Here is a 22,446-nt window from a genome sequence, read left to right on the forward strand (position 1 = left end):
GATCAATGACGTTCACGGAGCGACCCATGAGTGCGTCCACCGCCACCTCACGCGCGGAGACCAGAGCCGCCAACCGAGCAGGATTCGGCGCCTTCGTCGGCTCCACCATCGAGTGGTTCGACTTCTACATCTACGGAACGGCCGCGGCGCTCGTCTTCGACAAGGTGTTCTTCCCCGAACTCGACGGCGCCATCGGCACGTTGGTCGCCTTCGCCACCTTCTGGGTCGGCTTCCTCGCCCGCCCCATCGGCGGCATCGTCTTCGGTCACTTCGGCGACCGCCTGGGCCGCAAGAAGACCCTCGTCATCACCCTCCTGATGATGGGCATCTCGACCACCGCGATCGGCCTGCTGCCGAGCTACGCCTCCATAGGCGTCGCCGCGCCGATCCTCCTCGTCCTCATCCGCATGATCCAGGGCATCGGTCTCGGCGGTGAGTGGGGCGGCTCCGTCCTCATCGCCTCCGAGAGCGCGCCCAAGGGCAAGTCGGTGTTGTACGGGGCGTTCGCCCAGCAGGGCTCGCCCGTCGGCAACACCCTCGCCACCCTGAGCTTCCTCGCCATCAGCCAACTGCCCGACGACGCCTTCGTGTCCTGGGGCTGGCGGGTGCCGTTCCTCGCCTCCGCCCTGCTCGTCCTCGTGGGCCTGCTCGTCCGGCTCAAGGTCGCCGAGTCCCCGGCCATGGCGAAGCTCATCGAGCGGAAGGAAGTCGTCAAGCTGCCCCTCACCGAGGTCCTGCGCAGCCACCCCGGCCTGATCGCCCTCGGCATCGGCGCCTGCACCATCGGCCTGTCCGCCACGTACTTCAAGTCGACGTTCGCGCTGTCCTGGGCCACCAGCGCCCTCGACTTCGACCGCAGCACCTTCCTGACGATCATCCTGGTCGCCAACATCACGCAGGTCCTCGTCCAGCCCTTCGGCGCCGTGCTCGCCACCAGGATGAGGAGCTGGTCCCGCGCGGTCACCGTCATGCTGGTGCCCGAACTCGTCCTGCTCCCGCTGATGTTCGTCCTCATCAGCACCAACAACTACGGCCTCGCGATGCTCGGCGTCGCCCTCGCCACCATCCCGCACTGCCTGTACTACGCGGCCCTCGCCGGCATGCTCGCCAGCCGCTTCCCCGCCCACCTGCGCTACACCGGCATCTCCCTGTGCTACCAGCTGTGCGGCACGCTCCTCGGCGGTACGACCCCGATCGTCGGCCAGTTCCTGCTCAACCGGACCGGCTCCATCACCGCGGTCATCGCCTACGCCATGTTCCAGGTCGCGCTCACCCTGGGCTGCATGCTGCTCCTCCTGAAGCGCCCCAACCACGACGAACTGGCCGCCGACCCGGCCCCGGAGCCGCGCACCGTCGCGGCCTCCGCCTGACCGGCACACGTACACGCACACGTACGACGACGAACGGAGCCCCGCCCATGCCCCTGACCGTGCACGGCATCCCGGAGATCCTCGGCCTCGCCGGGCGCGACCTCGGGCACTCCGGCTGGAAGGAGATCACCCAGGAGCTCATCGACGCGTACGCGTACGTCTCCGGGGACCACCAGTGGATCCACACCGACGTCGAGCGCGCCGCGGCCGGACCGTACGGACGCACCATCGCGCACGGCTACATGGTGCTCAGCTGGGGCATCCCGATGTTCGGCGAACTGCTCCAGGTGAAGGGGGTGGGCCGGGCGCTCAACTATGGCGTCGACCGCGTCCGTTACCCGGCACCCGTACCCGTCGGCAGCCGCGTACGCCTGCACGCCTCCGTCACCGACGTGACGGAGGTGGCGCGGGGCGGGGTGCGGATGGCGCGGGCGTTCACGTTCGAGCTTGAGGGCTCTGCGAAGCCGGCGTGCGTGGCGGAGTCGCTGACACACTTCTACCCGTAGACCGGCCGGCCGTCAGTCGGTCCCGATGTCCTCGTGCCACAACTCGGGCCGGGCCGCGATGAATTCCCGCATCAGCTCGGCACACTCGTCGAGATCGAGGACCACGACTTCCACGCCATGGCCGCGCAACAGGTCCTCGCTGGTCGAGAACGTGCGATTCTCGCCGACGACGACGCGGGGAATCCCGTAGAGCAGTACCGCTCCCGCGCAGAGGAAACACGGCGACAGCGTGGTGAAGAGGGTCGCCCGCCGATAGACGGAGGCCGGCTGCCGCCCGGCCCTTTCCAGGCAGTCGATCTCGGCATGCAGGGTCGGACTCGCCTTCTGGACGCGACGGTTGCGTCCCACGGCCAGCAACTCGTCGCCTGAGACGAGTGCGGCACCGATCGGGATCCCGCCCTCGGCACCACCCAGGCGCGCCTGCTGGATCGCGCGTTTCATCGATTCATCGAATTCGGACACTGCTGCCTCCCGGGGAAACCACTCGTCGGATCCAGTGAATCGGTGCGCATCCGAGGCGTGCACCCCGACGCGCTGACCCGGGAGACTCAACCGAACTTGACGGTCGGGGTTGTCCTTGGTCGAGTCCTCGAACACAGCCCGTCGGCAGCCGGCGCGAACGCGAGTAGGGCGAGCCGGTGTCGGCTCGCCCCCTCAGTCTCGCCGAGCAGCCTGCCACGCGGTCAGCTCTTGCGGGCCGCCACGCGCTTCGCCGCGAGGTCCATGAGGCCCTGGTTGCCTTCGGCCCACAGCATCTGCATGGTCAGCGCGTCGATCTTCCAGACGTCGCCGGAGCGCCGCAGGTGGAAGCGGTAGGTTCCGCCGACCCGCCACAGGGGTCCGCCGAAGAGGTTCTCCAGGCGGTGCGTCGCCTGGTACGAGGCGGTGCACTCGGCGGTGTCGCCGTCGAGGGTCACCCGGTGGTTGGTCATCAGGTGCTGTGAGGTTTCGTAGCCGTCGAGCACCAGCGCCCAGGACTCGACGATCTCCGTCGGGGTCTCGGTGGTCGGCTCGCCGCCCACGAGGCTGGTGTAGTCCAGAACGACCTTGTCGGCGAACAGGGTTGCGGCCTCGTCCCATTCCCGGCGGTCGGTGTGCCAGCCCATGCGGTCACAGGTCTCGATGATGGCGTAACGGTCGTCCATGAAGGCTCCTACGGAGATACGGGCTTGCAGGTGACGGGCGATGTTCCGGGCGATATCGGGTGCGGGGCGATGTGCCGGGCGTTACCAGGTGACGGGGAGCGCGTGCAGGCCTTCCAGCGTCATGCCGACCTTCATGGGGACCTCCTCCACCGGCACGGCGAGGCGGAGCGTGGGAATGCGCCGCAGCAGGGTGCCGAAGACGATCTCCAGCTCCGCCCGCGCCAGGGTCTCCCCCATGCACCGGTGCGCTCCATGGCCCCAGCCCAAGTGGCCCTTGGTCGAGCGGCGGATGTCGAAAGTGTCGGGGGCCGGGAAGGCGACGGGGTCGCGGTTGGCCGCCGCGGTGGAGAGGAGAACGCCCTCGCCCTGCTTGACCACCTGTCCGGCCACCTCCACATCCGTGGTCGCGATACGGGGCGTGGTGAGGTCGGCGATGGACAGATACCGCACCAACTCCTCGACGGCGCCGGGGAGCAGCGAAGGATCCTCGCGGAGCATGGCCAGCTGCTCCGGGTGCTCGAGGAGCGTGAACACGCCCAGGCCGATCATGCTGGTGGCCGCCTCCTCCCCGGCGATGATCAGCGAGACCATGAGCAGTGAGACATCCCGCAGTGTCAACTCGCCCGTGTACAGGCGGTCCTTGATGAGCGTGCTGAGGATGTCCTCGCTCAGGTCGTCCTTCTTCGCCTCGACCACCCCGTCCAGGTAGTCGAGCAGCGCCCGGCAGGCCTCGATGGCCTGATCCAGGTCGGGCGCCGTCATGATCACCTGGGCGTGCTTCTCGAAGAGGTCGTGTTCGTCGTAGGAGATGCCGAGGATGTGGCAGATCACCGTCGCGGGCAGCGCGCGCCCCAGTTCGGAGATCAGGTCGACCGGGCCCCCCTTCGCCAGCATCTGGTCGATGAGGTCGTCGGTCATCCGCTGGATGGCCGGACGCAGCTTCTCGGTCTGCCTGGAGGTGAACCAGGGCAGGAGCATGCGCCGCCGCTCCTTGTGCGGTTCTCCGTCGAGACCGAGCAGGGCCCGGGTGATCTCGGGGAAGTTCCGCTCCCGCTCCGCGAGCATCGGGAAGGTCGGCTGGTCGCGGTCGGAGGAGAAGTGCTTGTCGTCGGCGAGCATTTCGCGTATCTGCGTGTAGTGGGTCACCAGCCAGGCGAGGCGCCCGTCGTACAGCCGCACGCGGGACAGCGCGCCGTCCTTGCTGAGCTCGGCGTATTCGGCGGGTGGCTGGTACGGGCAGGTGCGGGCCATCGGGTAGTCGTGCAGCTGGTCGGTGGCCGGCTCGGTGATGGTCTGTGTCATGGCGAAACTCCCCAATTCGTATGTGGCTGCGAGCCCTTGAGGCGCCATGTGCGCGACGGGCTCGGCGTGATCCTCGGTGCCGGGCGTTACCAGGTGACGGGGAGCGCGAGCAGGCCTTCCAGCGTCATACCGACCTTCATGGGGATCTCCTCCACCGGCACGGCGAGACGCAGCGTGGGAACGCGGCGCAGCAGGGTGCCGAAGACGATCTCGAGCTCCGCCCGCGCCAGGTTCTCGCCCATGCACCGGTGCGGCCCGTGGCCCCAGCCCAAGTGGCCCTTGGTCGAACGGCGGATGTCGAAAGTGTCGGCGTCCGGGAAGACGGCGGGGTCGCGGTTGGCCGCCGCGGTGGAGAGGATGACGCCCTCACCCTTCTTGATCGTCTGTCCGGCCACCTCCACATCCTCGGTCGCGATACGGAGCGTGGTGAGGTCGGCGATGGACAGATACCGCACCAACTCCTCGACGGCGCCGGGGAGCAGCGAAGGATCCTCGCGGAGCATGGCCAGTTGCTCCGGGTGGGTCAGGAGCGTCAACACCCCCAGGCCGATCATGCTGTTGGTCGTCTCCTGGCCGCCGATGAGCAGCGCGACCATGAGCTTGGAGACGTCGGTCTGCGTCAACTGCCCGGTGTTCAACCGCTCCTTGATGAGCATGCTGAGGATGTCGTCGCTCAGGTCGTCCTTCTTCGCCTCGACCACCTGGTCCAGGTAGTCGAGCAGTACCCGGCCGGCCTCGACGGCCTGATCCAGGGTGGGCGCCATCATGATGCCCTGGGCGTGCTCCTCGAACAGCTCGTGTTCGTCGTAGGAGATGCCGAGGATCTGGCAGATCACCGTCGCGGGGACCGCACGCCCCAGGGCCGCGATCAGGTCGGCCGGTCCCCCCTTCGCCAGCATCTCGTCGATGAGGTCGTCGGTCACCTTCTGAATGGCCGGACGCAGCTTCTCGACCTGCTTGGAGGTGAACCGGGGCAGGAGCATGCGCCGCCGCTCCTTGTGCGGGTCTCCGTCGAGACCGAACAGCGCCTGGGTGAACTCGGGGAAGTTCCGCTCCCGCTCCGCGAGGATCGGGAAGGCCGGGTTCTCGTGGTTGGAGGAGAAGCGGGCGTCGTCGGCGAACAGTTCACGGGCCTCTGGGTGATGGGTCACCAGCCAGGCGAAGCGCCCGTCGTACAGCCGCACGCGGGACAGCGCGCCTTCCTTGCTCAGTTCGGCGTATTCGGCGGGCGGCTGGTACGGGCAGCCGCGCCGCATCGGGTAGTCGTGCAGCGTCTCCCTGGCGGTCAGGGTGGTCGTCGTTCCCGTCATGGCTGACCTCTCGATCTGCTTAGTTCGATGGGTACTTGGGGTGACTCGGTCGCGGATGCCTTCGCTCATGCGCCGGTGTGTTCCGGCAGCTCGGCGAGCCACTGGTGCACGGCGTGCGCCACGGTCTCCGCGTGGTCCTCGATGATCGTGAAGTGATCACCGGGAACTTCCCTGACCGTCATGGGGAAGGCCAGGTCGCGCGCTCCGGCTTCGGGGCTCAGCGCCGCTTCTTCTCCCGCCTGGAGCAGGAGGGTGGGTGCGCGGGTGCCGGCCGGCTGGTAGGTGGAGAAGAACCGCAGATAGGCGCCGAACGCGGTCCAGCGGACGTGGTCGATCCGCCCGATGGCACCCTCGCGCTCGAACATGCCCCGGGTCAGCCTCGGTTGGAGCAGGGGAAGCTGACTGTCGATGAAGTACGTGTCGAGGAGCACCACCGCGGCAGGTCCTGCGCCGGTCTCTTCGAGGTACCTGGCCACGGCGTTGACCAGCCATCCGCCCGAGGAGTAGCCGACAAGGGCGTAGGGCGCGCCCGCGGCGCAGTCCAGGACGGCCGCGGCCTGGGACTCGACCATGGTGTCGAAGTCCGCGGGCACCGGCTCGCCTTCGGTAAAGCCCGGCACATGCATCACCGATACGTCGCGGACTCCGGAGAGGCTCGCGGCGAATCGCGCGTACATCAGAGGGTTGGAGGACGCCGCCACCGGGGGGAAGCAGATCAGGGACGGTCCCTGGCCGCCGCTCGCGAGGCGCATGGCCTGCGGCATCTTGGCTTCTTCCGAGGTTCCGGTGAAGGCCGGGCGCAGTCTGGCGGCGGCCATCAGGAACTCGTTCGCCTCGACGACCCGGTCCTGGGCGCAGGCCGCGCGGTAGAGCGTATCGATCGTGTCCACGGGTGCCGGCCCGGTCGAGGGGGCGTCCGGGCCCGCTGCCTGGTCTCCGGGAGCGGCGTCCTCCAGCATCTGGTCGATCCGGTCGGCCAGGGCCGCGGGCGTGGCCGCGTCGAACACCAACGTCGAGGGAAGCCGCAGGCCGGTCGCCTCGCTCAGCGCGTTGCGCAGTTCCACCGCGGTGAGCGAGTCGAAACCCGACTCCAGGAAATCTCTTGCCTCATCGAGTTCGTCCACGGATGTGTGACCGAGGGCGGCCGCCGCACGTGCCCGTACGAGTTCCCGCACGGCTGTCGAACGCTCCTGACCGGTCAGTCGGGCCAGGCGGGTCCCGTTCGGGGCGGCTTGCTCACGTGGCGCGGGCACAAGTCCCCGCAGCGTGGCGGGTATTCCCTCACGGGCCGCTCGGCTGCGCAGAACCGCGAGGTCGAGGTGGATCGGCAGCAGCACAGCCTCAGGTGAGCCGGCGAAGGCCGCGTCGAACAGGGCGAGGCCGTCCTGGGAGGACAGGGGACGTGCTCCGGCGCGGGAGAGCCGCGCCACGCTGCCCCGGTCCAGGGCGCTGGTCATCCCTCCGTGCTGTTCCTCCCAAGGTCCCCAGGCCAGCGAGACCGCCGGCAGCCCCTGGGCGGACCGATGCTGGGCCAGCGCGTCCAGGAAGGCGTTCGCCGCCGCGTAGTTGGCCTGTCCCGCGGCGCCCAGCACACCGGACGCCGAGGAGAACAGCACGAACGACGCGAGGCGGGTGTCGCGGGTCAGTTCGTGGAGATGGGACGCGGCATCCACCTTGGCCCGCAGCACCCCGTCGACCTGCTGCGGCGTCAGCGAGGTGAGCGTGCCGTCGTCGATCACACCCGCCGCGTGCACCACCGCGCCCAGCGGGTGCTGTGCGGGAATGCCCGCGAGCAGCTCGGCGAGCGCACTGCGGTCGGCGACGTCGCAGGCCGCGACGGTGACCCGGGCACCGAGCCCGGTCAGCTCCGCGACCAACTCCGCCGCGCCATCGGCCTCTTGGCCTCGCCGGCTCACCAGGAGCAGGTGTCCGGCCCCGTGCCGCTCGACGAGACGGCGGGCGATCTGTGCGCCGAGGCCTCCGGTGCCGCCGGTGACCAGCACGGTCGCGGCCGGATCGAGTGCGGCCTGCTCGAGTGCGGCCTGCTCGGTCGCGGCGGGCACCGGCGTCCGGGCCAGGCGGGGGATCAGGGACTTGCCGCGGCGCAGGGCCACTTGGGGCTCATCGCCGCCGAGCACCGCGGGCAGTGCGCGCCGCGAGGACTCTTCCTCATCCAGGTCGATCAGCTGGAAGCGACCGGGGTGTTCGGCCTGGGCCGCGCGGACGAGGCCCCACACGGGCGCGTGTGCCAAGGCCGGTGCGTCCCCGCCGGGTTCCGTGGCCAGGGCCCCCTGGGTCACCCAGGCCAGGCGGGATTCCGCGAAGCGCTCGTCGGCCAGCCAGGCCTGCGCTGTGGCCAGGGCCCGGTGGACGGCGTCCCGGCCCGCCGCGGGGAGGTCCGCTCCCGGGTCGGCGTCGCCCGGGGACATCACGACCACGTCGGGGACCGGCGCCCCCGCGCTGATGGCGTCGCCCAGTTCAGCCAGGCCGGCGAACCGGGTGGTGCGGGTACCGGCCGACTCCAGGGCCGCGGCGCACGCGGCGCCGAAGGCGGGTTCACCACCGAAGGCGGGTTCGCCACCAGTGACAGGTTCGCCGGCGGTGACGGGTTCGCCGGCGGTGACGGGTTCGCCGGCGGTGGCGGGCGGCGCGTCAAGGACCGCGCAGTGGCGCACCGGGCCCGCGTGGCCGGGACCGGCCTCGGCCTCGGGCCAGACCACCTTGAACAGGGAGTCGCGGTGGACACCGCCCGCCGCGGCCTGGATCTGCTCCGCGGCGATCGGCCGCAGGACCAGGAACCGGACCGACGCCACCGGCCTCCCCTCCTGGTCGGCGGCCGCGAGGGTCACACTGTCGGGGCCCGTGGGCGCGAGCCGTACGCGCAGTGCGGTGGGGCCCGGTCCCGTGCTGTGCAGCCGTACACCGTTCCAGGAGAACGGCACCCGGGCCTGCCCCTGGGCCTCGATCAGGCCGCCGAGGCCGATGCCGTGCAGAGCGGCGTCGAGCAGCGCCGGATGGACGCCGTAGCCCTCGGTCCGGTCCACGGCCTGCTGGTCCGGGGCCACCTCCACATAGAGCTCCTGACCCCGGCGCCATGCGGCCCGCAGTCTCCGGAACGCGGGCCCGTAGTCCAGGCCCGCTGCGGCCAGTTCGTCATAGAGCCCGGACGCGTCGACCGGAATGGCCCCGGACGGCGGCCAGTTGGTGAGATCCGGCTCGTCCTCGTGCCCGGCGGGGCACAGCACGCCGGTGGCATGCCGCACCCAGGGCTCCTCCAGCGGTGCGTCCTGCGCCTTGGAGTGCAGGCTCACCCGGCGCCGACCGGAGTCATCCGGTGCGGCGAGCACGGCCTGGACGCGGGTGGCGGCACCGTCGGTCACGACGAGCGGGGCCTCAAGGGTGAACTCCTCGATGTCCGGCGTATCGGTGTGCCGGGCGGCCCCGGCGACCATGTCCACGAGGGCGGTACCCGGCAGCAGCGGGGTGCCAAGGACCTGGTGGTCGCGGCACCAGGGCTGGTCCGCGGCCGAGAGCCGGCCGGTGTACAGCAGCTCCCCTTCCGCCGCCCACTCCGTGACGGCCCCGAGCAGCGGATGGCCGGCCTCGCGCAGGCCCGCGCGGGACGGGCTGAACTCCGCCTGCCCGTGCGCCGGTGCGGACAGCCAGAACCGCCGGCGCTGGAAGGGGTAGGTCGGCAGATCGACCGGCCGACCGCCGCTCGCCGCGAAGAAGCTCCGCCAGTCCACCGGTACGCCATGGGCGTGCAGCCGGGCCACGGCGGTGACCAGCGTCTCCTCCTCGGGGCGGCCCGCGCGCAGCGTCGCGGCAAGGACCGGGGCAGAGCCCGTGGCGGAACCCGTGAGGCAGTCCTCGGCCAGGGGCGTCAGCACACCGTCGGGACCCACCTCCAAGTAGGCGCCGACGTGGCGGGCTTCGAGGGTGCGGACAGCGTCGAGGAAACGCACGGCCTCGCGTGCCTGACGCACCCAGTACGCAGGGCTGCGCAGTTGCTCCGCGTCGACGACCGTGCCGGTCAGCGTGGACACCAGCGGAATGCGCGGCGGGTGGAAGTCGACGGTCTGCACCACGCCGCGGAACTCGTCCAGCATGCCGTCCATGTGCGGGGAGTGGAACGCGTGGCTCACCCGCAGGCGCCGGGTCTTCCGGCCGTCCGCCGCGAACCGCCGACCGATCTCCTCCACCGCGGTCCCGTCGCCGCTGATGACCACGGAGGTGGGGCCGTTGACCCCGGCGACGGCGACGGCGTCGTCGCGTCCCTCGAGCAGCGGACGTATCTCGTCCTCCGTCGCCTGGACGGCCAGCATCGCCCCGCCCGGCCGCATCCGCTGCATCAGATCGCCGCGGGCCACGACCAGACGCGCCGCGTCCGGCAGGGACAGGACGCCCGCGACGTACGCCGCGGCCAGTTCCCCCACGGAGTGCCCGGCGACGAAGTCCGGCCGTACGCCCCAGTGTTCAAGGAGCCGGAACAGGGCCACCTCGGTCGCGAACAGGGCCGGCTGCGCATACCGGGTCTGGTCCAGGAGTCCTTCCGAGGTGTCGGAGAGCACGGATTTCAGGGAGCGGTCCAGATGAAGGTCCAGCTCCGCGCAGACCTCGTCCCACGCCTGCGCGAACTGCGGGTAGGCCTCGTGGAGTTCGCTGCCCATGTCACGGCGCTGGCTGCCCTGGCCGGTGAACAGGAAGGCCAGGCGGGATTCGGTCGCGCTGCCCCGGACGAGGCCGGGGGCGGAATCGCCCTCGGCCAGGGCGTCCCACGCCCGGCGCACCTGGTCCCGGCCCCGGGCCACCACGATCGCGCGCTGGTCGAGAGCGCCGCGGAGCGCCAAGGACGAGGCCACGTCGGCACCGTGTTCGTCGGGCCGTTCGGTGAGACGGGCGTTCATGCGGCGTGCCTGGGCGCGCAGAGCGGCCTCGCTCCCGGCCGAAAGGAGCCAGGGCTGTACGGCGTCCGCGCCGCTCCCGGTGGCGGGTGCGGCGGGCTCGGCCGCCGCGACGGGTGCCTGCTCCAGGATCAGATGGACGTTGGTGCCGCTGACTCCGAAGGAGGAGACCCCCGCGCGGCGTGGCCGCCCGCTGTCGGGCCAGGCGCGGGACCGGGTCAGGACCCGCACGGTGCCGTCGGACCAGTCCACGTGCGGCGTCGGCTCGTCCACGTGCAGGGTCTGCGCGAGGACGCCGTGCCGCAGCGACTGAACCATCTTGATCACACCGGCGACACCGGCGGCCGCCTGCGTGTGCCCGATGTTGGACTTCACCGATCCGAGCCACAACGGCCGTTCCGCCGGGCGTCCTTGGCCGTATGCGGCGACCAGGGCGCTTGCCTCGATCGGGTCTCCGAGCCGGGTCCCGGTGCCGTGCGCCTCCACCGCGTCCACATCGGCGGGCGAAAGACGGGCATTGGCCAGCGCCTGCCGGATGACCCGCTGCTGTGACGGCCCGTTCGGCGCGGTCAGGCCGCTGCTCGCACCGTCCTGGTTCACCGCGGAACCCCGCAGTACGGCCAGGATCTGATGGCCGTTGCGCTGCGCGTCCGAGAGCCGTTCCAGGACCAGGACGCCGCCGCCCTCCCCCCAGCCGGTGCCGTCGGCGGCCGCGGCGAAGGACTTGCAGCGGCCGTCCGCCGCCAGGCCGCGCTGCCGGCTGAACTCCACGAACACGCCCGGGGTCGACATCACCGTCACCCCGCCGGCCAGGGCCAGCGTGCACTCCCCCGCCCGCAGCGCCCCCGCGGCCTGGTGCAGGGCCACAAGGGAGGACGAGCACGCGGTGTCGACCGTCACCGCCGGGCCCTCGAGACCGAAGGTGTACGCCACCCTGCCGGAGGCCACGCTGCCGGCGCTGCCGTTGCCGAGATAGCCCTCGAGCCCCTCGGGGGCCTGCGCGAAGCGGCCGCCGTAGTCGCTGTACATCACGCCGAGGAAGACACCGGTCCGGCTGCCGCGCAGCGAGTCCGCGTCGATCCGCGCCCGCTCGAAGCCCTCCCAGGCCAGTTCGAGGAGCAGCCGCTGCTGGGGGTCCATGGCGAGGGCCTCGCGCGGGCTGATCCCGAAGAACGCAGGGTCGAAGTCCGCGGCCGCGTCCAGGAAACCGCCCACTCCGGCGTGCGAGGTGCCGGGGCGGTCGGGGTCGGACGCGAGGAGACGGTCGAGGTCCCAGTCACGGTCGGTCGGCAGGCCGGAGAGCGCGTCCCTGCCCTCGGCGACCAACTCCCACAGTTCTTCGGGGCTGTTGGCGCCGCCGGGGTACCGGCAGGCCATACCGACCACGGCGAGGGGCTCGTGAGACCTGTACTCCACCTCCGTCAGGCGCTCCTGTGTCCGCTGCCCTTCCGCGATCGACCGCTTGAGATATTCACGAAGCTTCGCCTCATCTGCCATGGTCTGTCACATACCTTCCGTCAGCCGACGCAGCGGCTTGTCATCGGCCCGTGTTGAAGCTGCTGTCCACCAGATCGAAGAGGTCCTCGTCCGACGCGGCGTCGAGCTGCGAGCCGACACCGTCCGGCGCGGGGAAGCCCGCCGTCGTGCCCAGCTCGGCGAGGAGTTCCTGCAGCCGGAGCACCGCCTGGCCCCGCAGGTCGTCCGCTTCGCCCAGGGAGCGGAGCCCGTGTTCGAGCCGGTCGAGATCGGCGTGCAGCGAGGCGCCGCCGTGGGGCGCCGCCGGGGCAAGGCGGGTGCCGAGGTAGGAGGCCACGGCAGCGGGCGTGGAGTGGTCGAAGACGAGGGTCGTGGGCAGCCGCATGCCGGTCGCGGCGGCGAGGCGGTTGCGCAGTTCCACCGCGGTCAGTGAGTCGAAGCCCATGTCCAAGAAGCCCCGGGCGCTGAGGACTTCGGCTACGGGCTGGTGCAGCACCGCCGCCACGGCGTTGCGTACGAGGTCCAGGAGGGCCTGTTCGCGCTCGGCCTCCGGGAGTCGGTCGAGGCCCTCGACCAGGGCCGGTGAGGACGGGTCGGTGGTCCGATGCCCGGAGGCCGCCTTGCGCGGAGGTGCGGCCACAAGGGCGCGCAGCACGGGCGGCACGGAGCCGGAGGCGGCGCGTGCGCGCAGGGTCGCGGCATCGATCCCCAGCGGTACGAGGACCGCGTCGTCGGCCGCCATCGCCGCGTCGAAGAGGCGCAGCCCTTGCTCCGACGACAGCGGTCGCAGGCCGGACCCGGTGATCCTGGCCAGGTCCCGCTGTCCCAGGTGGCCGGTCATCGCGCTCTGCCGCTCCCAGAAGCCCCAGGCCAGGGAGATGGCGGGCCGCCCGTCCGCGCGACGGCGGTGGGCCAGCGCGTCCAGGGCGGCGTTGGCCGCCGCGTAAGCGCCCTGCCCGGCGGTGCCGAGCGTTCCGGAAGCCGACGAGAACAGCACGAACGCCGACAGGTCCATGTTCTGGGTCAGTTCGTCGAGGTGCCGGGCCGCCTCGGTCTTCGGCGCCAGTACGCCGCTGAGCCGGTCCGGCGTCAGGGAGGTGACCACGGCGTCGTCCAGGACACCGGCGGCGTGGATCACCGCGGTCAGCGGCGCGTCGTCGGGTATCTCGCCGAGCAGTGCGGCGAGCGCCTCCCGGTCCGAGACATCGCACGCGGCCACCCGTGCCACGGCGCCGGCGGCGGTCAGCTCCGCCACGAGCTCTGCGGCTCCCGGGGCCTCAGGCCCCTGTCGGCTCGCCAACAGCAGGTTCCGTGCGCCGTGTTCGCGCACCAGGTGGCGGGCGATCATGGCGCCGAGGACACCGGTGCCGCCGGTGAGCAGCACGGTTCCTTCGGCGAACGGGCGACCTGCCGGTGCCTGTCGTTCGGTGGGCCGGGCAGCCAGCTCTGTGGGCCGGGCAGCCAGCCGGGGCGCGAGTGCCGTGCCGTTGCGTATCGCGGTCTGGGGTTCGCCGGTCGCCAGCGCCGCGGCCAGCTCCTCGACCGGGGTGACGGCCTCGCGGGTGTCGACCAGGACGAGGCGGCCGGGGTGTTCCGTCTGCGCGGTGCGCACCAGGCCCCAGATCGCGGCCTGGGCGAGGTCGGGGGACTCCTCGGTGTTCGCCGCCACCGCGCCGTGGGTCAGCAGCAAGAGCCGGGAATCGACGAGCAGTTCATCGGCCAGGTACTCCTGCACCAACGCCAGCGTTCGCGCGGCAGCGTCCTCGACGGCGCTCCGGCCGGTGCGGGCCGCGGCTTCGGCGGGCGCGGCTTCGGTGAGCGTGGCCTCGGTGAGCGCGGCTTCGGTGAGCGCGGCGCAGTTCACCACGACCACGTCGGGTGCGTCGTGGCCACCCCCGCTCAAGTGCTCGCGCAGGGCGTCGAGTCCGGGCTCGTGCCGTACCGCCGGCTGCTCCGCACCACCACTGACGGTGTGTTCACAGCCGACCAGCGACCACGAGCCGGACGCCTCCGGCGGCGCGGACGAGGCAGGCATGGCGGGCTGCCACGCGAGCCGGAACAGACCGTCGTTCCCGGACTGCCCGGCGGACTGCCCGATGGATCGCAGGAGTTGGGGGTCGACGGGCCGCAGGGCGAGGCGCTCCACCGTCGCGACCCTCGCCCCGGCGGCGTCGTCTAGCGTCAGGGTGACGGCGTCCGGTCCGTCCGGGGCCAGGCGCACCCGCAGCTCTGACGCCCCGACCGCGTGCAGCGAGACGTCGCTGAACGAGAACGGCAGCCGCGCCTGCTCGTGGCCCGGCTCCTGTGGCATCAGCCCCACGGCGTGCAGGGCCGCGTCCAGGAGAGCCGGATGCAGCACGAACTCCTCGGCGTCGCCGAGGAGTTCCTCGTCGAGGCGCACATCGGCGAAGACACTGTCGCCCTGTCGCCAGGCCGCGCGCAGGCCCTGGAAGGCCGGACCGTACGTGTACCCCTGGTCGGACAGTTGCTCGTAGAGCCCCGCCACGTCGATCGCGGTCGCGTCCCTCGGGGGCCACACCGCGGTCCCTTCGGCCTCTTCGGCGGCCTCCGCCGTCGCGGTGTCCGTCTCCTCCGGCTCGTACCGGGTGAGGATGCCGGTCGCGTGCTGGGTCCAGGCTTCACCGTCGTGGGACCGGGAGTGCACGGTGACGGTCCGTTCCTCGCCGCCGGGAGCATCTGACGCGCCCGGCGCATCTGACGCTCCCACGACGCCTGCCGCATCGGAGGCCCCCGAGACGACCACCTGAAGAGTGACGTCACCGCCCTCCGGAAGCACTAGGGGCGCCTGCACGGTCAGCTCCCGCACCCGGTCGGCTCCGGTCAACTGCCCTGCCTTCATGGCCAGTTCGAGGAAGGCCGTGCCCGGGAGCAGGACCGTTCCGAGCACCGTGTGGTCGGCGAGCCAGGGATGGGTCCGGGCCGAGATCCGTCCGGTGAGGACGAGCCCGTCCCCGGTCGCGGTTTCGACGACCGCCCCGAGGATCGGGTGATCGGCGCGGGCCAGTCCGGTGGCCGCGACGTCCGTGGCCACGTCGTCCTCGTCCAGCCAGTAGCGCTGGCGCTGGAACGCGTAGGTGGGCAGTGCGCAGGGCGCCGCCCCGCTGTCGGTGAACAGCGACGCCCAGTCCACCGGTACGCCCTGGACGTACAGCCGCCCGGCCGCGCGCAGGAAGCCGTCGAATCCGCTGTCGTCCCTGCGCAGGGTCCCCGTCACCAGGGCTCCGGGCGTCCTGGCCGACTCCAGGGTCTCCTGGAGCGGAACGGTCAGCACCGGATGCGGACTGATCTCCACGAAGACCCGGTGGCCGGTGTCCGCCAGCTCCCGCGTGACCTCCGCGAGGCGCACCGGCCGGCGCAGGTTGCCGTACCAGTAGTCGGCCCCGAGTTCGCCGCCGTCCGCGATCTCGGTGGTGACCGTGGAGCGCAACGGTACGGACGCGGGCCGCGGCGCCACATCCGACAATGCCTCGAGGAGCTCCGCGCGCACCGGCTCGACCTGCGGGGAGTGGGACGCGTAGTCCACCGGGACACGGCGCACGCGGATGCCCTGGGCGCCCAGCGTGTCCAGGAGTTCGTCCAGAGCGTCGGCCTCGCCGGAGATCACGACCGACGCGGGGCCGTTGACCGCCGCGACCGAAAGGCGCCCGCCCCACGGCTCGATGCGGGCCGCGGCCGCTTCCTCGGTCAGGGAGACGGTCGCCATGCCACCGCGGCCGGCCAGGGCGCGAAGTGCCTTGCTGCGCACGGCCACCACGCGGGCCGCGTCGTCGAGCGACAGGATGCCGGCGGTGTACGCGGCCGCGATCTCGCCCTGGGAGTGGCCCACGACCACGTCCGGCTCCACCCCTGCCGTACGCCACAGCTTCGCCAGCGAGACCATCACGGCGAACAGCGCCGGCTGGACGACGTCGACGCGGTCGAGCCAGTCCTCGGAGTCGCCGCGCAGAACGTCGAGCAGGGACCAGTCCACGTGCGGGGCGAGCGCCGCCGCGCACTCCTCCATCGCGGCGCGGAACTCCGCCGAGGTGTCGAGGAGTTGGGTGGCCATGCCCGCGAACTGTGCGCCCTGGCCGGGGAAGACGAACACGGTCTTCTCCCGCGCGAGCGCGTCGGGGTCACGCCAGTCGTCCGGCGCCACGCCGGACACGACAGCGGGGCTCTCCTCTCCCCGGGACAGGGCCGCGGCTCCTTCGAGGAGTTCCGCACGGTCCCGGGCGACGACCACGGCCCGGTGCGGGAGCGCCGTCCGTGTCGTCACGAGCGCGCGGCCGGTGTCCTCGGCGCCCGCGTTCCGGGTGCCGGCGTGCGCGACCAGGCGCGCGGCCTGCGCGCCGAGTGCCGTGCGGTTCACGCCCGATATCACCCAGGGAACCGCCGAAAGCGCGGTCCCGGCCGGGCCCGCCTGCACCGCCGTGTCGTCGCCGTCGGTGGCGGGTGCCTCTTCCACGATCAGGTGCGCGTTGGTGCCACTGACACCGAACGAGGACACGGCGGCCCGGCGCGGCCAGGGGTTCTCGGGCCATGCGCGGGCTTCGGTGAGCAGCCGGACGGCGCCGGACTCCCAGTCCACGTGCGGCGTCGGCTCGTCCACATGCAGGGTCCGCGGAAGGACGCCGTGCCGCATGGCGAGGACCATCTTGATGACTCCGGCGACACCGGACGCGGCTTGCGTGTGGGCGATGTTGGACTTCAACGAGCCCAGCCACAGCGGCTGTTCCGCGGGTCGCCCCTGCCCGTACGTCGCAAGCAGCGCCTGTGCCTCGATGGGGTCACCGAGCGTGGTGCCGGTTCCGTGGGCCTCCACCGCGTCGACTTCCGTGGCGGGCAGCCGCGCGTCGGCCAGGGCCTGGTGGATCAGGCGCTGCTGGGCCGGTCCATTGGGTGCGGTCAGGCCATTGCCGGCGCCGTCGTGGTTCACCGCGGAACCACGGAGGACGGCCAGGACCGGATGGCCGTTGCGCTGCGCGTCCGAGAGCCGTTCGAGGAGCAGGACACCGGCACCCTCGCCCCAGCCGGTGCCGTCGGCGGCCGCGGCGAAGGGTTTGCAGCGGCCGTCCGCCGCCAGGCCGCGCTGCCGGCTGAACTCCACGAAAGCGCTCGGGGCCGGCATCACCGTGACGCCACCGGCCAGGGCCAGCGTGCACTCCCCCGCCCGCAGCGCCCCCGCGGCCTGGTGCAGGGCCACAAGCGAGGACGAGCACGCGGTGTCGATCGTCACCGCCGGGCCGGTCAGGCCGAGGACGTAGGCGGCGCGTCCGGCCACGACGGCCGTGGTGGTGCCGGTCAGCCGATACCCGGCCACCTCGTCGTCCGTGCGCGGCCGCGAGGGGAAGGCGTATCCCTGGTGCGTCACTCCGGCGAAGACGCCGGTGCGGCTGCCGCGCAGGGACACCGGGTCGATACCGGCGCGCTCCGCCGCCTCCCAGACGATCTCCAGCCACAGCCGCTGCTGCGGGTCCATGGCGAGGGCCTCACGCGGACTGATCCCGAAGAACTCGGCGTCGAACTCCGTCGCGTGATCGAGAAAGGCGCCGGTACGTACGTAGCTCTTTCCGGGAGTGCCGGGCTCCGGGTCGTAGAAGGCGTCCACATCCCAGCCCCGGTCGTCGGGCAGCGCACCGACCGTGTCGGCACCCTCGGTGACCAGGCGGAACAGGTCTTCCGGCGACTCGGTGCCGCCGGGGTAGCGGCACGCCATCGCCACGATGGCGATGGGCTCCTGCTCGCGCTGCTCCAGGCGGGTACGCGTCTGCCGGAGTTCGGTGGTGACGAGCTTCAGGTACTGGCGGAGTTTGTCCTCTGTCCCGGTCACGAGATTCCCAGCTCCTTGTTGACGATGTCGAAGATCTCCTCGTCGGTCGCCGAGTCCAGCGCGTCACCGTCGGCCGCGGCGGCCGTTGCGGGCCCGGGTCGGTCCCATGGCCGTAGCAGCTCCCGCAGCCGGGTGATGACCAGCGGGTGCGTCGCGTCACCGGGCGGCAGGGCGGCCAGGACCGCTTCGAACCGGTCGAGGTCGGCGAGGAGCCGGGCTCCTCCGGCACGGTCCGGGAGGAGCTGCGGGAGCAGGTGCCGGGCGAGGCCGAGCGGGGTCGCGTGGTCGAAGACGACGGTGGTCGGCAGGGTGAGCCCGGTGCGCTCGTTCAGCCGTTCGCGCAGCGCCAGGGACATCATCGAGTCGAATCCGAGGTCGGTGAAGGCCGTCCCGGACCGGATGTCGTCCCCGGTGCGACGGCCGAGCACGTGGGCGGCCTGGCTGCGGACCAGATCGAGCAGGGCTCGCGTCCGGTCCTCTTCCGTCAGGTCCGCCAACTCCCCACGCAGACGGTCCACTCGGGCCGGCCCGGGGGCGGCGTGCAGGGCGCGCTGCGCATCGGCCAGGTCGTTGAGCAGCGCGAACGGCCTGACCATGGTGTACGCGGGGGCGAACCGGTCCCAGGTGATGTCCGCGAAGGCCGTGGTGGTCTCGTCGCGGTCGAGAGCGGCCTGCAGTCCGGCGAGGGCGGTCTGCGGAGCCATCGGGGGCACACCGCGTTCGCGCAGCAGGTCGCCGGTGTCGCCCGCGGCCATGCCGGCGCCGGCCCAGGCACCCCAGGCGACAGAGGTCGCGGCAAGCCCGTCGCCTCGGCGGGATTCGGCCAGGCCGTCCAGGTAGGCGTTGGCCGCCGCATAGGCCGTCTGTCCGACGTTGCCCCAGAGTCCGGCGCAGGATGAGAACAGCACGAAGGTGTCGGGGGCCTTCCCCCGCGTACCGTCGAAGACGTCGTGCAGGTTCTTGGCGCCGTTCAGCTTGGCGGCCATGACCTCCTGGAGCTGTGCGAGGGAGGACTCGGCGAGGGGCTGCTCCAGGTGGACCTCGCCCGCCGCGTGCACCACGGTGGTCACCGGCTGGTCCGCGGGCAGCGCGTCGACGAGCTGCCGCAGCCGGTCCGCGTCGGTGATGTCGCAGGCCACGAAGGTCACTTCGCAGCCCGTCAGGGCCAGTTCGGCCTTGAGCTGGGCTGTCCCGGGGGCGTCCGGGCCCCGGCGGCTGAGCAGGATCAGCCGCGGCACGCCGCGGCCGGCCAGCCAGCGGGCCACATGGGCGCCGAGCGCTCCCGTCCCGCCCGTCACCAGTGCGGTGCCGGTGGGCTGCCAGGGCGCGCGGGCCGGGGCGCCGGTCAGCGGGGCTGAGCGCACCAGACGGCAGCCGTGCAACCCCTCGGCGCGCAGGGCGAGTTGGTCCTCGCCGCCGGGGTCGGCAAGCGCTGCGGCGAGCCGGGGCCACACGTCTTCGTCGACGGCGGCCGGCAGGTCGACGAGGCCGCCCCAGTGCCGCGGCCGCTCCAGGGCCGCCACCCGGCCAAGGCCCCATACGGCCGCCTGCTCGGGCCGCCGGACCGGCTCACCCCCGGCGGGCACCGCACTCTGCGTGAGGCACCACAAGGGAGCGGCGATCTCGGCGTCCGCCAGGGCCTGGGAGAGGACCACGGTCGCCGTGAACCCACCCGGGAGCCCATCGCCGCCCGGCAACGAGCCTCCTTCCGGGGCGAGTTGGTCCGGGACGATGCCGACCGGGGCGGGTGCGCCCAGGGCGGGTGTGTCCAGAGCGGATGCGTCCAGGGCGGGTGTGTCCAGGGCGAGCGTGGACAGCACGCCTGTCAGAGGCTGCTGTGCCGCGATCTCGCGCAGCCGGCGGGCGAGCGGCGCACGATCGGCCGCGGTCCGGGCATCGACCGTCAGCTCCACGACCTCGGCCGCCCCAGCCGCCCGCAGCGCGGCGGACAGCTCCGGCGCGCCGCCGGCGGGCGCGGAGACGACGAGCCAACGGCCCGTAAGACGTGCCGTGCCTGGCTCCGGCAGCGGTTGCCAGGCGACTTGGTACCGGTGGTCGTCGAGCCGCGCCGTGGCCCGGGTGTCGCCGTCCGACGCGTCGAGCCAGTACCGCTCCCGCTGGAAGGCGTACGTCGGCAGGGGCACGGGGCGGGCTCGGGTGCCGGCGAAGACGGCCGGCCAGTCCACCTCGACGCCGCGCACGTACAGCTGGCCGAACGCCGCGTGCAGGGCGCGCTGTTCGGGCTCGTTGCGGTGCAGCAGCGCGGCGAACACCGAGTCCGGCGAGGCGGCGCAGTCGGGTCCCGTCGCCGTGAGCACCGCGTCGGGGCCGATCTCCAGGAACGTGTCGACGCCTTCGGCCTCCAGGGCCTGGACGGCGTCGAGGAATCTGACCGTGTCCCGTGCGTGCCGTGCCCAGTACCGCGGGCTGCACAGCTCCGCCGCCGTCACCGGAGCGCCGGTGCAGGCGGAGACGACCGGTATCCGGGGCGCCTTGAAGGTCACGCCTTCGAGCACCGCCGCGAACTGCCCGAGCATCGCGTCCATGTGGTGCGAGTGGAAGGCACGGCCGACCCGCAGCCGTGTGGTCTTGCGGCCCCGCTCGGCGAAGTGGGCCGCGACGGCGTCGACGGCGTCCTCGTCCCCGGCGACGACCACGGAGGACCGGCCGTTGACCGCCGCGACGGCGACGCGGCCGCCGTGTCCGGCCACCACCGGCGCGATCTCGTCCTCGCCTGCCTGGACCGCGGCCATCGCGCCACCCGGTGGCAGCGCCTGCATCAGACGGCCGCGCGCGGCCGCGACGGCGGCGGCATCGGCCTGCGACAGCACTCCGGCGACGTGCGCCGCGGCCAGCTCGCCGATGGAGTGGCCGGACACGAAGTCCGGTCGTACGCCCCACGATTCGACGAGCCGGTACAGCGCGACCTCGACCGCGAACAGCGCGGGCTGGGTCCAGTGGGTCTCATCGAGCAGGCCCTCGGTCCCGGCGGCCCCGAAGATCACGTCCTTGAGCGGGCGGTCGAGATGGCGGTCGAGGTCGGCGCAGACCGCGTCGAGGGCCTGCGCGAACACCGGGTGGCGCGCGTACAGTTCGCGGCCCATCCCCACGCGCTGGGCGCCTTGACCGGTGAACAGGAGCGCGAGTCTGCCCTTGGACGGCTCGCCCCGCGCTCCGGCGACAGGCAGCTCGCCGGTGGCGAGCATGCGCAGTTCACCGACCACTTCGTCCCGGTCCGCCGCCACGAAGGCGGCCCGCTGCTCGAAAGCCGTCCGGGTGGTGACGAGGGAGTACGCGGCGTCGGCGAGGCGCAGCCCGCGGTCCGCCTCCACCTGCTCGAGCAGCCGCTCGGCCTGGGCGCGCAGCGCCGCGCCGGTCCGGCCCGACAGGGCCCAGAGCAGCGGCCCCTGTTCCGCGACAGTGCGGTCGGCGTCGGCCGGGTCGGGCTCGGGTGCCTGCTCCACCACCACATGGGCGTTGGTGCCGCTGATGCCGAAGGAGGAGACCCCCGCGCGCCGGGGCCGCCCGGTCGCGGGCCAGTCCCGCTGCTCGGTGAGGAGCCGCACCGCTCCGGCCGACCAGTCGACGTGCGGCGAGGCCTCGTCGACGTGCAGGGTCTTCGGCAGTACGCGGTGACGCATGGCCTGGACCATCTTGATGACCCCGGCGACGCCCGCGGCCGCCTGTGCGTGACCGATGTTCGACTTCACCGAGCCCAGCCAGAGCGGCTGTTCGCGGTCGCCGCCGAAGGTGTCAACGACGGCCTGGGCCTCGATCGGGTCGCCGAGCGGCGTCCCCGTCCCGTGCCCTTCGAGTACGTCGATGTCCGTGGTCGACAGGCCCGCGTCGTCGATCGCCTGCTGGATCACCCGCTGCTGCGACGGCCCGTTCGGCGCGGTCAGTCCGCTGCTCGCACCGTCCTGGTTGACCGCGGAGCCCCGGATCACCGCCAGGACGGGGTGTCCCTGGCGCCGGGCCTGCGACAGCCGCTCCAGGAGCAGCATTCCGGCTCCCTCGCTCCATCCGGCGCCGTCCGCGGCGCGGGCGTACGACTTGCAGCGGCCGTCAGGGGCCAGGCCGCGCTGCCGGCTGAACTCGACGAACGTCGTCGGCGTCGACATCACGGTCACCCCGCCCGCCAGCGCAAGCGAGCACTCGCCGCGGCGCAGCGCCTGCACCGCGAGGTGCAGCGCGACCAGGGAGGAGGAGCAGGCCGTGTCCACCGTCAGGGCCGGTCCCTCGAGCCCCAGGGCATAGGAGATCCGTCCGGAGACGACGCTGCCCGCGCTGCCCGTACCGAGGTATCCCTCCACCTCTTCGGTGTCCAGGCCGGGCCGCGCGCCGTAGTCGTGGTACATCGCCCCGGTGAACACCCCCGCCCTGCTCCCCCGGAGCGACCGCGGGTCGATCCCGGCCCGTTCCAGGGCCTCCCAGGAAACTTCGAGCAGCAGCCGCTGCTGGGGGTCCATGGCCAGCGCCTCGCGCGGCGCTATGCCGAAGAAGTCCGCGTCGAACTCCGCGGCGTCGTAGAGGAATCCGCCCTCTCGTACGTATGAGGTGCCGCGCTCGTCGGGGTCGTCCGAGAACCTGTCTCTTATAA

8 protein-coding genes and 1 pseudogene are annotated in these 22,446 nt (G+C 72.2%); 2 read left to right on the plus strand and 7 right to left on the minus strand.

The features are described from left to right. Positions 1-26: 26 nt before the first annotated feature. Both GUY60_RS14770 and GUY60_RS14775 read left to right on the plus strand, forming a co-directional pair. Positions 27-1,370: an MFS transporter gene (locus tag GUY60_RS14770; RefSeq protein WP_161697814.1), complete on the plus strand. Its 1,344-nt coding sequence runs from the start codon at positions 27-29 to the stop codon at positions 1,368-1,370. A gap of 47 nt (positions 1,371-1,417) precedes the next feature. After that, positions 1,418-1,876 (plus strand): MaoC family dehydratase, encoded by a 459-nt coding sequence (locus GUY60_RS14775; RefSeq protein ID WP_161697816.1) that lies wholly within the window; start codon positions 1,418-1,420, stop codon positions 1,874-1,876. 12 nt (positions 1,877-1,888) lie between these two features. On the opposite strand, the gene GUY60_RS14780 is transcribed toward GUY60_RS14775, so the two are convergent. From GUY60_RS14780 to GUY60_RS14810, 7 genes and pseudogenes are all read right to left on the minus strand, one after another. Continuing rightward, on the minus strand, positions 1,889-2,338 hold the full coding sequence (locus tag GUY60_RS14780; protein ID WP_312866308.1) for a nucleoside deaminase: 450 nt from the start codon (positions 2,336-2,338) through the stop codon (positions 1,889-1,891). Between the two features lie 221 nt (positions 2,339-2,559). Beyond that, positions 2,560-3,021 (minus strand): nuclear transport factor 2 family protein, encoded by a 462-nt coding sequence (locus GUY60_RS14785; protein ID WP_161697818.1) that lies wholly within the window; start codon positions 3,019-3,021, stop codon positions 2,560-2,562. A gap of 81 nt (positions 3,022-3,102) precedes the next feature. After that, positions 3,103-4,323, minus strand: coding sequence for a cytochrome P450 (locus tag GUY60_RS14790; protein WP_161697820.1), 1,221 nt, complete (start codon positions 4,321-4,323; stop codon positions 3,103-3,105). A gap of 86 nt (positions 4,324-4,409) precedes the next feature. Continuing rightward, entirely contained in the window at positions 4,410-5,633 is a 1,224-nt protein-coding gene (locus GUY60_RS14795) for a cytochrome P450 (RefSeq protein ID WP_161697822.1), read from the minus strand. Positions 5,634-5,698: 65 nt separating this feature from the next. After that, positions 5,699-12,034, minus strand: coding sequence for a type I polyketide synthase (locus GUY60_RS14800; protein ID WP_161697824.1), 6,336 nt, complete (start codon positions 12,032-12,034; stop codon positions 5,699-5,701). Positions 12,035-12,074: 40 nt separating this feature from the next. Then, positions 12,075-17,834: pseudogene (locus tag GUY60_RS14805) on the minus strand (type I polyketide synthase); the annotation flags it as partial. Between the two features lie 8 nt (positions 17,835-17,842). After that, positions 17,843-22,446: SDR family NAD(P)-dependent oxidoreductase (locus GUY60_RS14810; RefSeq protein WP_161697828.1), on the minus strand; the 4,604-nt coding region annotated here is incomplete at its 5' end.

Origin of the sequence: Streptomyces boluensis (genome assembly GCF_009908195.1) — a bacterium.
In the GTDB taxonomy this organism is placed as follows: domain Bacteria; phylum Actinomycetota; class Actinomycetes; order Streptomycetales; family Streptomycetaceae; genus Streptomyces; species Streptomyces boluensis.

What these genes read in the sequence shown, in the direction of transcription:
- GUY60_RS14770 (WP_161697814.1), top strand. Translation starts at nt 27, where the DNA reads ATGAGTGCGTCCACCGCCACCTCACGCGCGGAGACCAGAGCCGCCAAC.
- GUY60_RS14775 (WP_161697816.1), top strand. Translation starts at nt 1,418, where the DNA reads ATGCCCCTGACCGTGCACGGCATCCCGGAGATCCTCGGCCTCGCCGGG.
- GUY60_RS14785 (WP_161697818.1), bottom strand. Translation starts at nt 3,021, where the DNA reads ATGGACGACCGTTACGCCATCATCGAGACCTGTGACCGCATGGGCTGG.
- GUY60_RS14790 (WP_161697820.1), bottom strand. Translation starts at nt 4,323, where the DNA reads ATGACACAGACCATCACCGAGCCGGCCACCGACCAGCTGCACGACTAC.
- GUY60_RS14795 (WP_161697822.1), bottom strand. Translation starts at nt 5,633, where the DNA reads ATGACGGGAACGACGACCACCCTGACCGCCAGGGAGACGCTGCACGAC.
- GUY60_RS14800 (WP_161697824.1), bottom strand. Translation starts at nt 12,034, where the DNA reads ATGGCAGATGAGGCGAAGCTTCGTGAATATCTCAAGCGGTCGATCGCG.